Genomic DNA, 13,044 nt, shown 5'->3' with positions numbered 1-13,044 from the left:
ATGTGTATAAGAGACAGGTGCCCGAAGGACTGGCGAACACCCTGGCCAACGCGTTGAGCAAGGACATCCAGGGCGGCGGCACCGCGGCGCCGGCGGCCGGCTCGGTCGGCTGGGATCTGCCCATGGCAGGCAAGACGGGCACCACCGAGGCGCACCGCTCGTCGGGTTTTCTGGGCTTCACCAACCGCTACGCGGCCGCCAACTACGTCTTCGACGACTCCAGTTCGCCGTCCGACCTGTGCTCGTTCCCGCTGCGGCACTGCGGGGACGGCGACCTCTTCGGCGGTAACGAGCCGGCCCGGACCTGGTTCGCGGCGATGAAACCGATCGCAACGGACTTCGGCGACGTCATCATGCCGCCGACCGATCCGCGCTACGTGGACGGCGGCCCCAACTCCCGGGTGCCCAGCGTGGTCGGCCTGGAGGTCGACGCCGCGCGCCAGCGCATCAAGGACTCCGGCTTCCAGGTCGCCGACCAGCCGAACTGGGTCAACAGCAGCGCCCGGTCGGGCGCGGTGGTGGGAACATCGCCCAGCGGGCAGACCATTCCCGGGTCGATCGTGACCATCGAGGTCAGCAACGGTATCCCGCCACCACCACCGCCGCCGCCGGAGGGCATGCCGCCGCCGGTGGGTTCGACGGTCGTGGAGATTCCGGGGCTGCCGCCGATCACCATTCCGCTGCTGCCTCCCCCGGCGCCGCCGCCGCCGCCGTAGCCGCGGTACCGAAGTCCGGGCAGTAGTCTGAACCCATGGTCCCCTCACCCGCCCTGACCCGGTCCGTTCTCGCCGCCTCGGCGGCGTTGGGGCCGGCGGCACTGGCCATCGGCTACGGCGCGGTCATCGAGCGCAACGCGTTCGTGGTGCGCGAGGCGACGATGCCGGTGCTGGCCCCCGGATCGTCTCCGCTGCGGGTGCTGCACATCAGCGACATCCACATGCGTCCCGGCCAGCGCCGCAAGCAGGCCTGGCTGCGCGAACTGGTGCGCCTGGAACCCGACCTGGTGGTCAACACCGGCGACAACCTGGCGCACCCCAAGGCGGTGCCGGCGGTGGTGCAGGCCCTGGGGGATCTGCTGTCGGTGCCGGGCGTGTTCGTGTTCGGCAGCAACGACTACTTCGGGCCACGGCTGAAGAATCCGGCGAAGTACCTGACCAAGCCGACGCATCGGATCCACGGCGTCCCGCTGCCCTGGCAGGACCTACGAGCGGCGTTCACCGAGCGCGGCTGGCTGGACCTGACCCACAACCGCCGCGAGTTCGACGTGGCCGGGCATCGCATCGCGGCGGCTGGCGTTGACGACCCGCACATCGACCGGGACCGCTACGACACCATCGCCGGGCCGGCCGACCTGACCGCCGACCTGCGACTCGGTCTCACCCATTCGCCGGAGCCACGCGTGCTCGACCGCTTCGCCGCCGACGGCTATCAACTGGTGATGGCCGGCCACACCCACGGCGGTCAGCTGTGCGTGCCGTTCTACGGCGCCCTGGTGACCAACTGCGGGCTGGACCGCTCACGGGTCAAGGGCCCGTCGCAATGGGGCGCCCAGATGCGGCTGCACGTCTCGGCGGGGATCGGCACCTCGCCGTTCGCGCCGGTGCGGTTCGCCTGCCGCCCCGAGGCCAGCCTGTTGACCCTCGTGGCTGCACCGACCGGCGGTGACGACTCCCGGCTCAGCCGCGGTTCGACCCAGCCTTCCATCTCGGCGCGTTGACCGAACGGCTTGCCGACCACCAGCACCCCCGCCGCTGGGCCGAGAATGCGATCCGCCTGATCGAGGCCGACGCACGGCGCAGCGCCGACACGCACCTGCTGCGTTACCCGCTGCCGGCACGGGCGGACGACGGCTCGGGTCCCCAGGTGGCGCTCTACCTCAAAGACGAGTCCACCCACATCACCGGCAGCCTCAAACACCGGCTGGCCCGCTCGCTGTTCCTCTACGGGCTGTGCAACGGCTGGATTGTAGAGGGCACCACGGTGGTCGAGGCGTCGTCGGGCTCCACAGCGGTGTCCGAGGCCTATTTCGCGGCCCTGCTGGGCCTGCCGTTCGTCGCGGTGATGCCGGCCGCCACCAGCGCGTCGAAGGTGGCCCTGATCGAGGCGCAGGGCGGCCGCTGTCATTTCGTGGCGCATTCGGCCGATGTGTACGCCGAAGCGGCGCGCATCGCCGCCGACACCGGTGGTCACTACCTGGATCAGTTCACCAACGCCGAGCGCGCCACCGACTGGCGCGGCAACAACAACATCGCCGAGTCGATATTCGACCAGATGCGCGACGAAACCCACCCCGTCCCGGAGTGGATCGTGGTCGGTGCCGGAACCGGCGGAACGAGTGCGACGATCGGCCGCTACCTCCGCTACCGGCGCCACCCGACCCGGCTGTGTGTTGTGGACCCGGAGAATTCGGCCTTCTACCCCGCCTACACGCAATGCCGATACGACCTGGTGGTCGAGGGGTCGTCGCGCATCGAGGGCATCGGCCGGCCGCGGGTGGAACCGTCGTTTCTGCCCGAGGTCGTGGATCGGATGATCCAGGTGCCCGACGCCGCCTCGGTGGCCACCGCGCGGCACGTCAGCGCCGTCTTGGGTCGCCGGGTGGGCCCTTCGACCGGGACCAATGTCTGGGGGGCGTTCGCGCTGCTGGCCGAGATGGTTGCCACCGGCCGGAGCGGATCGGTGGTCACGGTGCTGGCCGACAGCGGTGATCGCTACGCCGAGACCTATTACGACGACGACTGGCTGGCGCAGCAGGGGGTGGATCCGACCGGCCCCGCGGCGGTGCTGGCCGAGTTCGAGCGATCCTGCCGGTTCACCTTCGCCTGAACCCGCTGCTCGGCGGCGTCGGGGTTGGTGGCCGCGAGCCACAGCGCGGCCAGAGCGAAGAATCCGGCGTACACCGCTCCGCCTAACAGCGTCATGGTTTGACTCCCTTTGCACTAAACCTGGTAGTCAGTCTGGCCTAGGTCGGCCCGTGTTTTCAGCCCCCCACGCCGGATTGTGGGGCGTTTCATGGCGCTGTGGGCGTCGGTGACCCAGACCTCGCCCGAGGCGGGTCGCGCGGTATCGGGCGAACGCGGTGCAACCGCGCCCGGTCGTGGCTCTCACCAGGCGTTTGGGTGAGCAGCGGGCCAGTGCGATACGCTGTCGTGGCTTCACACGGGGTGTGGCGCAGCTTGGTAGCGTGCTTCGTTCGGGACGAAGAGGTCGTGGGTTCGAATCCCGCCACCCCGACTCAGGTTGTAGGTAGAGGGCTCTGACCGGTCAATCCGGTCGGGGCCTTTTCCGTTGTGGTTCGCAGTTGCTCCGCACTAGCTGTCGACGCGGGCCTTGACTCGCCGATTCGCCAAAGCGGTCCACCAGCCGTATCGGCCGTAGACAATGTCGATCGTGGACTTCGCGATGCGCTACGACCGGTGGTATCGCCCGCTGGCGACCGTGCTCGGCCTGGGGCCTCGCCGGGCGAGCATCCGGGTGGCCGACGGGTTCCTGCAGGTCCGCAGCGGCTGGGCCTTCGCGATCGATATCGCGCTGAGCAACATCGATTCCGCCCGTCCGGCGCCGGAACGCATGTGGGGCTGGGGCGTCCATCAGGCGTGTAACGGCTGGCTGGTCAACGGTTCGCGTGACGGGGTGGTCGAGATCCTGTTGGGTCACGCGGTCAAGCCGACGAGGGCGCCCACAGCCGGCATCTTCAACAGGCCGGTTCGCCGCCTCTATGTCAGCGTCACCGATCCCGATGCGTTCATCGATGCTCTGGCGAGCCGGCAGTTGCCGAAGACCGGTTCCTAGAGCCGTTCCCGGACCGCGGCCGAGAGCCGAGAACCGTCGGCCTTGCCCGCGGCGATCGCCGTGGCGGCCTTCATCACCTGGCCCATGTGCTTGGCGTGCGGCCGCTCCCCGATCTCCTCGGCCACCTGCGCCAGGGCGGTGTCGACGACGTCGGCCAGTTCGGCGTCGGTGAGCGGCGCAGGCAGGTACTCGTCGATGATCCGGGCTTCGGCGTGTTCCTGGGCGGCCAGTTCGCCCCGGCCGTTCTGGGTGTAGATCGCTGCGGACTCCGCACGCTTGCGGGCTTCGCGGGCCAGTACCTTCAAAACCTCTGCGTCGGTAAGTTCCCGGGCCTGCTTGCCGGACACCTCTTCGGCCTGGATCGCCGACAGCAGCATCCGCAGGGTCGCCGTGCGCAGCTTGTCCTGCGACTTCATCGCCGTCGTCAGATCCGCCCGCAACTGGGATTTGAGTTCCGCCATGCCGTATAACGCTACGCTCAGCCACATGGTGAATACGCCGCCGCCCGGCTATCCCGAGCCTGGCTTTCCGCCTCCCGGCTACGGCCCGCCGCCCGGATATGGCCCCCCGCTTCCGGGCTACGCCACGCCTACCGGTTATGGTCCCCCGCCGGTGCCGCCGGGCTATGGTCCGCCACCCGGCCCGCCGCCGGGCTACGGTCCCCCACCCGGCCCGCCGCCGGGCTACGGTCCCCCACCCGGCCCGCCGCCGGGCTACGGTCCCCCACCCGGTCCACCTCCGGGCTGGGGGCCGCCGCCGGGCCCCCCACCCGGTTATGGTCCCCCGCCGCCGGGCTACGGCCCCTCGCCCATGTGCTACGGGCCCAACCCGGGATACCCGCAGCCCGAACTCAAACCGGGCATCATTCCCCTGCGCCCGCTGAGCCTGACCGACATCTACAACGGCGCCGTCGGCTACATTCGGGCCAATCCCAAGACCGTGCTCGGTCTCACCACCGTCGTTGTGGTGGCCACCCAGATCATCAGCGGGATCGCCATGTACGGCCTGCTGACGTCGATCGGCGCCTCGAGTTCGGGTCGATCGTCTGCGGAATTCTCCGGCGGTGATGTGCTGGCATGGCTGACCGGTTACGCCGGCGCCGGCCTCGTGACCGCGCTGGGCACCATCGTGCTGACCGGAATGTTGACGGTCGTGGTCGGGCGCGCGGTGTTCGGCTCGCCCACCACCATTACCGAAGCCTGGGACACCGTGCGAAGCCGTTTCGGTCCGCTGATCGGCTTGACCGCCCTTGTCGGTTTGGCCATGGTGCTGCTGTGCGGCTTTGTCGCGGTGACCATCGCGTTTGCCGGCGGCGTGGGCGGGACCGGCGCCGCAGTGCTGATCGGCCTGCCCATGGGGCTCGCTTTGATCGCGGCACTCGTCTACGGCTACGTGGTGCTGGTCTTCGCCCCGACCGTGATCGTGCTGGAGCGGCAGCCGATATTCGAGGCGATGCGGCGCTCGTTCTACTTGGCGCGCAACAGCTTCTGGCGGGTGCTGGGCATCCTGGCGCTCACCGCCCTGATTACCGCCCTGGTCAGCAGCGCGGTCGGGTTTCCGTTCAACATCGTCGGCATGGTGGCCAGCGACGGCGCGGACGCCCTGGCCGGCGGTACGCAGTTGAGCCTGTTCACCCGGATCGGCGCGACGATCGGTCAGATCATCGTGCTGCCGTTCACCGCCGGCGTCTCGGTCCTGCTGTACGCCGATCGCCGTATCCGGGGCGAGGCGTTCGACTTGGTGCTGCGAACCGGCGTAGCCAGCGGGTACGTCGGTGGATGGACCGACAACCTGTGGCTGACCCGGCCGCCTGGCTGAGGAACCCCGGGTGCCCATCGTCGACGTCGACCGCGAGACCGCCCGCGAAGCGGCCGAACGTGAACTGGCAAAACCGATGTACCCACGGCCGTCACCCAAAGATCAGCTCCTTGACTTCATCGAGACTCTGCTCCGGCACCTGGCGGCCAAAGGAGCGGAACTGCCCGGCGGCTGGTTCACCATCAGCCTGTTGCTGATACTCCTCGCGGCGGCCGTGGCCGCTGCCATCCACGTCAGTCGGCGGATGCTGCGCGACGGCCACCGCGACGCCGCGCTGTACGGCCCGACGCAACACAGCGCAGCCGAACACCGCGCCACCGCACAACTGCATGCCACCGCCGGTGACTGGGGCGCGGCGATCCGGCACCGACTGCGAGCGGTGGCCCGCCAACTCGAAGAGGCCGGGCTCATTCGCCCTGCCCCCGGCCGGACCGCTACCGAACTGGCCCGCGACGCCGGCGCGGCGCTACCCGGCCTGGCCGGTGAACTGATGCGGGCCGCCGAGACGTTCAACGATGTCAGCTACGGCGAACTGCCCGCCACCGCACAGGGGTATCGGATCGTGGCGGACCTCGACGATCGGCTGCAGGCCATGACCCGGGTCCGGCAGTACGGGTGAGGACCATGCGGCGAACGTGGATGTGGGCGGCCCTGGCCCTGACGGTGATCGTCGTGGTCGCGGCGATGGGCGCCTACCTGACCGCGCAGCGGCCCGGCGGCCGGATGGATCCGAACGCCACCGGCCCGGACGGCGCGCACGCGCTGGTCGCCCTGCTGCGTCACCGCGGCGTCGAGGTGATAACCGCCGGCAGTGTCGATGACGTCGCCCGCCAGGCCCGTCCCCACGGGCTGGTGCTGGTGGCCCGGACTCCGCGCATCGCCGATGACGAGCTGCTGAACCGGTTGGCCAGGCTGCCGGGCGACCTGCTGCTGATGGCACCGGACGCCCCGGCCCGCCGCATCCTGGCGCCCGGTATTCGGTCGGGTCCCGCTCGGGCGTTCACCCACCAGCCGGATTGCGGCCTGCGTGAGGCCCAACGGGCGGGGCCGGTCGACCTGCGGACCACCCAGACCTACATCGCCCTCCCGGGTCAGCCGGCGGACAGCTGTTACGACGGGGCGCTGGTGCGCTACCGCCAGGGAGAGCGGACCATCACCGTGGTCGGCAGCGAGTCCTTCATGACAAATGCCGACCTGGCCCGGGAGGGCAACGCGGCGCTGGCGATGAATCTGGCCGGCACCGCCGACCGCCTGGTTTGGTTTACGCCCCAGCATGTTCAGGGAGCCCGTTCGGGCCAGACCGAACTCGCCGATCTGATCCCGTCGAACGTCCGATGGCTGGTGTGGCAGCTTTGCGTCGCCCTGGCACTGGCCGCGCTGTGGAAGGGCCGTCGCCTCGGTCCGCTGGTCGCCGAACGGCTGCCCGTCGTGGTGCGCGCATCCGAGACCGTCGAGGGCCTTGGCCGGCTCTACCGCGCGCACCGGGCTCGCGACCGAGCCGCCGCCGCCCTGCGCGCCGCGACCCTGCGCCGGCTGACACCGCTGCTGGGATTGGGGCCGTCTCCCGCGCCGTCGGCGGTGGTCGCCGCAGTGGCGCCGCGCGCCGGAGCCCATCCGGACTGGTTGTGGCACTTACTGTTCGGCCCTCCCCCGGACTCCGACGACGCCCTCGTCGCCCTGGCCAATGCACTCGATGACATCGAAAGGCAGGTCACCTACTCGTGACTCACACTCCTGCAGACAATCCCGCGGCTGCCGCGGCCCGTGCAGCGCTGGCGGCGTTGCGCAGCGAAGTCGCCAAGGTGGTGGTCGGCCAGGACGCCGTGGTCAGCGGCCTGGTGATCGCCCTGCTGTGTCGCGGCCATGTGCTGCTCGAAGGTGTGCCCGGTGTGGCGAAGACGCTGCTGGTCCGCACCCTGAGCGCAGCGTTGCAGCTCGACTTCAAGCGGGTCCAGTTCACTCCGGACCTGATGCCCGGGGACATCACCGGATCGCTGGTCTATGACACCCACACCGCCGAGTTCGCGTTCCGTCCCGGCCCGGTCTTCACCAATCTGCTGCTGGCCGATGAGATCAATCGCACCCCACCCAAGACCCAGGCGGCGCTGCTGGAGGCGATGGAGGAAGGCCAGGTCAGTGTGGACGGCTCGACCAAACCGCTGCCCGACCCGTTTATCGTCGCCGCCACGGCGAACCCCATCGAGTACGAGGGCACCTACCGGCTGCCGGAGGCCCAGCTCGACCGGTTCCTGCTCAAGTTGACGGTGCCGCTGCCGGCGCGCGAGACCGAGATCGACATCTTGTCTCGGCATGCGCAGGGCTTCGACCCGCACGACCTGTCCGCCGTGACGCAGGTGGCCGGAGCCGAGGACCTGGCTGCCGGCCGCGCCGCGGTGCGCCAGGTGCTGGTGGCCGAGCAGGTGCTGGGCTACATCGTCGACGTGGTCACCGCGACCCGGCACTCACCCGCGCTGCAGCTCGGGGTCTCGCCCCGCGGTGCGACCGCGCTGCTGGCCACCTCGCGATCATGGGCGTGGCTGTCGGGGCGCAACTACGTGACCCCTGACGACGTCAAGGCGATGGCCCGCTCGACGCTGCGTCACCGGGTGATGCTGCGCCCCGAGGCCGAACTCGAAGGCGCCACCGCCGACGGCGTTCTCGACGCCATCTTGGCCTCGGTTCCGGTGCCGCGCTGGTGATTCTGACTGGCCGCGCTGCGTTGATCGCACTGCTGGGCGCAGTGCCGGTTGCGGTGGCCCCGTGGCCCGCGGTGGCTTTCGTGCTGCTGCTGAGCGTTCTCACCGTGGCCGTGGCGCTCGATATCGCGTTGACGACAGATCCCGCGGCGCTGCGCATCGAGCGGTCCATGCAGGGCGCGGTCCGGCTCGGTCAGACAATGACCACCTCGTTGTGGATTGTCAACGGCGGCAGCCGGGTCCGCGGGCAGATCCGGGATGCGTGGCCGCCCAGCGCCTGTGCCACCCCGCGCTCGCAGCCCCTTTCGCTGGCGACCGGTCAGCAGTGTCAGTTGGTCACCGAGTTGCGGCCGATCCGCCGCGGTGACCAGCACGCCGCCCGAGTCACTGTGCGATCGCTGGGTCCGCTGGGCCTGGCGGGCCGGCAGCGTTCCCGGCGCGTACCCGGGCAGGTGCGGGTGCTCCCGCCGTTTCTGTCCCGCCGGCATCTGCCGGCCCGGCTGGCCCGGCTGCGGGAGGTCGACGGGAATCTGCCGGCGCTGGTGCGCGGTCAGGGCAGCGAGTTCGACTCGCTGCGCGAATACGTCGCCGGAGACGACGTCCGCTCCATCGACTGGCGCGCCACCGCCCGGCGTCGTGATGTGGTGGTGCGCACCTGGCGACCCGAGCGGGACCGCCGCGTCGTGATCGTCCTCGACACCGGCCGGACATCCGCCGGCCGGATCGGAGTGGACCCGACCGCGCGCGACCCGGCGGGCTGGCCGCGGCTGGATTGGTCGATGGATGCCGCACTCCTGCTGGCCGCGTTGGCGTTGCGCGCCGGTGACCACGTCGATCTGCTCGCCCACGATCAGGTGACGCGGGCCGGGGTGTTCGGGGCGTCCCGGACCCGGTTGTTCGCCCAATTGGTGGATGCGATGGCGCCGCTGCAGCCGGCATTGGTCGAATCCGACGCCGCAGCGATGGTGGCCACCCTGGCCCGGAGGGCACGTCGCCAGAACCTGGTGGTGCTGTTGACCGATCTCAACGCCTCCGCCCTGGAGGAGGGCCTGCTGCCGGTGTTGCCGACACTGACGGTCGCACACCAGGTGATCCTTGCCGCGGTCGCCGATCCGCGCGTGGAACGGTTGGCTCACGGACGCGGCGATGCGGCCGCCGTCTACGACGCGGGCGCCGCCGAACGCGCCCGCAACAACCGCCATTCCGTGGCGTCGCGGTTGCGGCGCGGCGGTGTGCACGTCATCGATGCCCCGCCCGATGAGCTGGCACCCGCGCTGGCCGACGCCTATCTGGCACTCAAAGCCGCCGGCAGGCTTTAGACAGACCTCAGCGGGTGGGGACGATATCGGGCGCGTCGGCGATGTCGCCCGACTCTCCGGCGGCCACCGCCTTGTGCCCGAACACCACCACGTAAGCCAAAAACGCTGCTTCTACCAGCACCCCGATGCCGATCCGCATCCACGTCGGCAAGGGCGACGGGGTCACCACGGCCTCGAGGAACCCGGCCACGGCGAAAACCACCACCAAGCCGGCGGCGACCGCCACCACCGCCCGGCCCTGTTCGGCAAGCACCTGCCCTCGGGGCCGATCACCCGGGGCGATCACCGTCCATCCCAGGCGCATCCCCACCGCCCCGGCGAGGAACACCGCGGTCAGCTCCAACAGCCCATGCGGTGCGAGCAGACCCAGCATGAAACCGCCGCGGCCCGCCTGGAACATCAGCCCGAGAGCAACCCCGACGTTGGCGGCGTTGGCGAACAACATCACCGGGATCGGCAGGCCCAGCAGAACCGAGAAGGCGATGGCACGTGCAGCCACCCAGGCGTTGTTCACCCAGACCTGCAGGGCAAACGACGCCGCCGGGTGATCGCTGTAATAGGCGGCGAAATCGTGGCTGACCAACCGATCGATCTCCGCGGGGGTACCGATCACCGCCTGGACATCGGGATTGCCGGCCACCCAGCAGGCGATGAGCGCCGAGACCGTGAAAAACGCCACCGCGGTTGCCAGCCACCATCGCCACGCCCGGTAGGCCACCACCGGAAACGAGACCGTGACGAAACGGACCAATTCCGAAGCCAGGGGGGCGTGGGCACCGGTGACCGCGCCCCGCGACCGCGCCACCAGGCTGGAGAGCCGGCCGATGAGCGCCGCATCCGGCGACGATGCCCGCACCACCGACAGGTGGGTCGACACCCGCTGGTAGAGGTCGACCAGTTCGTCCACCTCGGCACCGGTGAGCCGCCGCCGACGCTTGACCAGCGTTTCCAGCCGCTCCCAGGTCGGTCGATGGGTCAGCACGAAGGCATCGACATCCACATCGCCGAGCCTAGCGGCGAGCACGCCGATGGCACCGGTTCGCGGGTAGCGTCAGGGCTATGTCGTATCGCAGCCCTGAGCTGGTGACCGGCGACGCCGTGGTCCTCGACATCGCGATTGCGCAGCTGCCGGTACGCGCGGTCAGCGCGCTGATCGACATCGGTGTCGTCCTGGTGGGGTACGTCTGCGCGATCGTACTGTGGGCCAGCACCCTTGGCCGGTTCGACGACGCGCTGACCACTGCTATCATGATCATCTTCGCCGTCCTGCTCCTGGTCGGTTACCCGGTCACGATGGAGACGGTCACCCGGGGGCGCTCGCTGGGCAAGATGGCGATGGGACTGCGGGTGGTTTCCGATGACGGCAGCCCGGAACGCTTTCGGCAGGCACTCGTGCGGTCGCTGGCTGCGGTCATCGAAATCTGGGCCCTCACCGGCAGTCCAGCGGTGATCTGCAGCCTGCTGTCGCCGCGCGGAAAGCGCCTGGGCGACATCTTCGCCGGTACGGTGGTTGTCAGCGAACGCGCTCCGGCTTCGGCGCCGCCGCCGGTCATGCCGCCCGGGCTGGCCTGGTGGGCCTCGACCCTGCAGTTGTCCGGACTTCGTGCCGAATCCGCGGAGCTGGCAAGGCAGTTCCTGGGTCGCGCGGCACAACTGGACCCGCACACCCGGCAGATGATGGCCTACCGGATCTCCGGGGAGGTGCTCGCGCACATCTCTCCGCCGCCGCCACCGGACGCCCCGCCGGAGCTGGTGCTGGCCGCGGTGTTGGCCGAGCGGCACCGACGCGAGATGACGCGGCTGCAGGCCGTGCCGTCCGGCCCGTATTTTCCGGGCCCGCCCGCGCCCTGGCCGCCACCGAACGTCGGCGGATTCTTCCCCCCGAACTGACGGCGATTTGCCGCGATCCGTCAGTGCGACCGGTCAATGGTCAACAGCGATGCAGGACCTGTTCCATCGCGGCCTTTTCGTTGGATGAAACCCACAGTCGGTAAACCGTTTTGACCGCGACCTGGCGCGCCACGAATTCGCATCGGAACGCGGTGTTCGTCGGCAGCCAGCCGGCCGCGTCGCGAAACGCCTTGTCGAAGTTCGCCTGTGCGCTGACGGCGAGCAGGTTTCGCGGGTCGTTGGCGAAATCGCGGCGGCGCCGGTCGTCCCAGGACCGCGCCCCTTTGTACCAAGCGTCGGCCAACGACACCAGATGGTCGACCTGCACGGCCTGGGATGTCTCGGGACCACGGACGAATGCGATGGTCTCCCCGGAGTACGGGTCATGCAGGATGCCGCTCTGCACCAGGCAGGTGCCCCGCCGCAGTTCGATCCGAGCCAGATCGCGGCGCAGGATATCGTCGCGGGTGTTACAGCCGTTGTGGCCGAACTCGACGTCGACATCGTCGCTCCACCGCTCACCGAACCGGTAGCGCTTGAAGCCCTGCTGCCGATCCCATGCCTTGACCGGGAGCGTTTGAAGCATCCGACGAGCGTCGTCGTAGCCCGGACCGGGAGTCACGCTCGGCGCCGGCGAAACCCCCGGGGACCCGGGGCCCGGTGGCTGCCGGCCCCCTGCCATCCCCTCGCGCTGGTACCACGCCCAGCCGACCGCCACCACCACGACCAGCGCAACCAGTGCGGCGGGCACCCACCGCCTGCGTGCAGCCATTCAGGGAAGCTCGACCCAATCCAGAGTGCGCTGCACAGCTTTTCGCCATCCGGCATAACCCTCGGCGCGCTGCTCCTCCGACCAGTTCGGCGGCCAGCGCTTGCCTTCGCGCCAATTGGCACGAAGGTCCTCAGGCCCCTTCCAGAACCCGACGCCGAGTCCGGCGGCATAGGCCGCACCCAGCGCGGTGGTTTCGGGCACCACCGGCTTGACCACGTCGACGCCAAGGACATCAGCCTGAATCTGCATGCACAGGTCATTGGCGGTGATACCGCCGTCGACCTTCAAAACGCCAAGGTGCACACCGGAATCGGCTTCCATCGCCTCAGCTACGTCCCGGCTCTGGTAACAGATGGCCTCCAGCGTGGCGCGGGCAAGGTGCGCGTTGGTGTTGAATCGGGACAGCCCGACGATCGCGCCGCGCGCATCGGACCGCCAGTACGGCGCGAACAGCCCGGAGAACGCCGGCACGAAGTACATTCCGCCGTTGTCGGCCACCTGACGCGCCAGTGTCTCGACCTGCGTGGCGCCGCTGATGATGCCCAACTGGTCGCGCAGCCATTGCACCGCGGAGCCGGTGACAGCGATCGACCCCTCCAGCGCATACACGGGCTTGGCATCGCCGAACTGGTAACAGACCGTGGTCAGCAAGCCATTGTCGGAGCGGACGATCTGCTCACCGGTGTTGAGCAGCAGGAAGTTTCCGGTCCCGTAGGTGTTCTTCGCCTCGCCCGCCGACAGGCACACCTGTCCGACC

At 69.6% G+C, this 13,044-nt stretch carries 13 protein-coding genes, 1 tRNA gene and 1 pseudogene; 11 read left to right on the top strand and 4 right to left on the bottom strand.

Annotated elements, in window-relative coordinates:
* The 5 genes and pseudogenes from ponA2 to LI92_RS16095 form a co-directional block, all read left to right on the top strand.
* Nucleotides 1-716 (top strand): annotated as a pseudogene (gene ponA2 / locus LI92_RS16115) (transglycosylase/D,D-transpeptidase PonA2); the annotation flags it as partial.
* 35 nt (nucleotides 717-751) lie between these two features.
* Nucleotides 752-1,717 (top strand): metallophosphoesterase, encoded by a 966-nt coding sequence (locus LI92_RS16110; RefSeq protein WP_046320533.1) that lies wholly within the window; start codon nucleotides 752-754, stop codon nucleotides 1,715-1,717.
* Nucleotides 1,714-2,826, top strand: coding sequence for an L-cysteine desulfhydrase Cds1 (cds1, locus tag LI92_RS16105; protein WP_046320532.1), 1,113 nt, complete (start codon nucleotides 1,714-1,716; stop codon nucleotides 2,824-2,826). Before LI92_RS16110 ends, cds1 begins: the two co-directional genes overlap by 4 nt.
* Nucleotides 2,827-3,160: 334 nt before the next feature.
* A tRNA-Pro gene (locus LI92_RS16100) sits at nucleotides 3,161-3,234 on the top strand.
* A 156-nt stretch (nucleotides 3,235-3,390) separates the two neighbouring features.
* Complete coding sequence (locus LI92_RS16095) at nucleotides 3,391-3,792, top strand: hypothetical protein (RefSeq protein ID WP_082109753.1); 402 nt, start codon at nucleotides 3,391-3,393, stop codon at nucleotides 3,790-3,792.
* Here LI92_RS16095 and LI92_RS16090 read toward each other — a convergent pair.
* Nucleotides 3,789-4,253, bottom strand: a complete 465-nt coding sequence (locus tag LI92_RS16090; protein ID WP_046320530.1) for a GatB/YqeY domain-containing protein — start codon at nucleotides 4,251-4,253, stop codon at nucleotides 3,789-3,791. The two genes, LI92_RS16095 and LI92_RS16090, sit on opposite strands and share 4 nt — an antisense overlap.
* A 25-nt stretch (nucleotides 4,254-4,278) precedes the next feature.
* Between LI92_RS16090 and LI92_RS16085 the strand changes: the two genes are divergently transcribed.
* Genes LI92_RS16085 through LI92_RS16065 form a run of 5 tightly spaced genes read left to right on the top strand, consistent with a single transcriptional unit; the run spans nucleotide 4,279 to nucleotide 9,625 of the window.
* Complete coding sequence (locus LI92_RS16085) at nucleotides 4,279-5,610, top strand: hypothetical protein (protein WP_286135146.1); 1,332 nt, start codon at nucleotides 4,279-4,281, stop codon at nucleotides 5,608-5,610.
* A gap of 10 nt (nucleotides 5,611-5,620) precedes the next feature.
* Entirely contained in the window at nucleotides 5,621-6,229 is a 609-nt protein-coding gene (locus LI92_RS16080; RefSeq protein WP_046320528.1) for a DUF4129 domain-containing protein, read from the top strand.
* A 5-nt stretch (nucleotides 6,230-6,234) separates the two neighbouring features.
* The gene (locus tag LI92_RS16075) at nucleotides 6,235-7,335 is read left to right on the top strand and encodes a DUF4350 domain-containing protein (protein WP_046320539.1); all 1,101 of its coding nucleotides are present in this window, start codon (nucleotides 6,235-6,237) and stop codon (nucleotides 7,333-7,335) included.
* Entirely contained in the window at nucleotides 7,332-8,309 is a 978-nt protein-coding gene (locus tag LI92_RS16070; protein ID WP_046320527.1) for an AAA family ATPase, read from the top strand. Before LI92_RS16075 ends, LI92_RS16070 begins: the two co-directional genes overlap by 4 nt.
* Nucleotides 8,306-9,625, top strand: coding sequence for a DUF58 domain-containing protein (locus LI92_RS16065; protein ID WP_046320526.1), 1,320 nt, complete (start codon nucleotides 8,306-8,308; stop codon nucleotides 9,623-9,625). The genes LI92_RS16070 and LI92_RS16065 overlap by 4 nt, the downstream gene beginning before the upstream one ends.
* Before the next feature lie 7 nt (nucleotides 9,626-9,632).
* Here LI92_RS16065 and LI92_RS16060 read toward each other — a convergent pair whose 3' ends face one another.
* A complete protein-coding gene (locus LI92_RS16060) occupies nucleotides 9,633-10,625 on the bottom strand; it encodes a stage II sporulation protein M (RefSeq protein ID WP_046320525.1) in 993 nt (330 codons plus the stop codon).
* A 59-nt stretch (nucleotides 10,626-10,684) separates the two neighbouring features.
* Between LI92_RS16060 and LI92_RS16055 the strand changes: the two genes are divergently transcribed.
* Nucleotides 10,685-11,515, top strand: coding sequence for an RDD family protein (locus LI92_RS16055; protein ID WP_046320524.1), 831 nt, complete (start codon nucleotides 10,685-10,687; stop codon nucleotides 11,513-11,515).
* Between the two features lie 40 nt (nucleotides 11,516-11,555).
* Here the strand turns inward: LI92_RS16055 and LI92_RS16050 are convergent, their stop codons facing one another.
* Both LI92_RS16050 and LI92_RS16045 read right to left on the bottom strand, forming a co-directional pair.
* Nucleotides 11,556-12,287 (bottom strand): HNH endonuclease family protein, encoded by a 732-nt coding sequence (locus LI92_RS16050; protein ID WP_082109752.1) that lies wholly within the window; start codon nucleotides 12,285-12,287, stop codon nucleotides 11,556-11,558.
* Nucleotides 12,288-13,044 (bottom strand): FGGY-family carbohydrate kinase (locus LI92_RS16045; RefSeq protein ID WP_046320523.1); only part of this gene is annotated, 757 nt, incomplete at its 5' end.

It is taken from the genome of Mycobacterium sp. UM_Kg1, assembly GCF_000972925.1.
In the GTDB taxonomy this organism is placed as follows: Bacteria; Actinomycetota; Actinomycetes; order Mycobacteriales; family Mycobacteriaceae; genus Mycobacterium; species Mycobacterium hiberniae.
Note: the sequence above shows the minus strand (reverse complement) of the source record. Positions and strands in the feature narration are given on the sequence as shown.

What these genes read in the sequence shown, in the direction of transcription:
- LI92_RS16085 (WP_286135146.1), top strand. Translation starts at nt 4,279, where the DNA reads ATGGTGAATACGCCGCCGCCCGGCTATCCCGAGCCTGGCTTTCCGCCT.
- LI92_RS16055 (WP_046320524.1), top strand. Translation starts at nt 10,685, where the DNA reads ATGTCGTATCGCAGCCCTGAGCTGGTGACCGGCGACGCCGTGGTCCTC.
- LI92_RS16075 (WP_046320539.1), top strand. Translation starts at nt 6,235, where the DNA reads ATGCGGCGAACGTGGATGTGGGCGGCCCTGGCCCTGACGGTGATCGTC.
- LI92_RS16050 (WP_082109752.1), bottom strand. Translation starts at nt 12,287, where the DNA reads ATGGCTGCACGCAGGCGGTGGGTGCCCGCCGCACTGGTTGCGCTGGTC.
- LI92_RS16110 (WP_046320533.1), top strand. Translation starts at nt 752, where the DNA reads ATGGTCCCCTCACCCGCCCTGACCCGGTCCGTTCTCGCCGCCTCGGCG.
- LI92_RS16090 (WP_046320530.1), bottom strand. Translation starts at nt 4,253, where the DNA reads ATGGCGGAACTCAAATCCCAGTTGCGGGCGGATCTGACGACGGCGATG.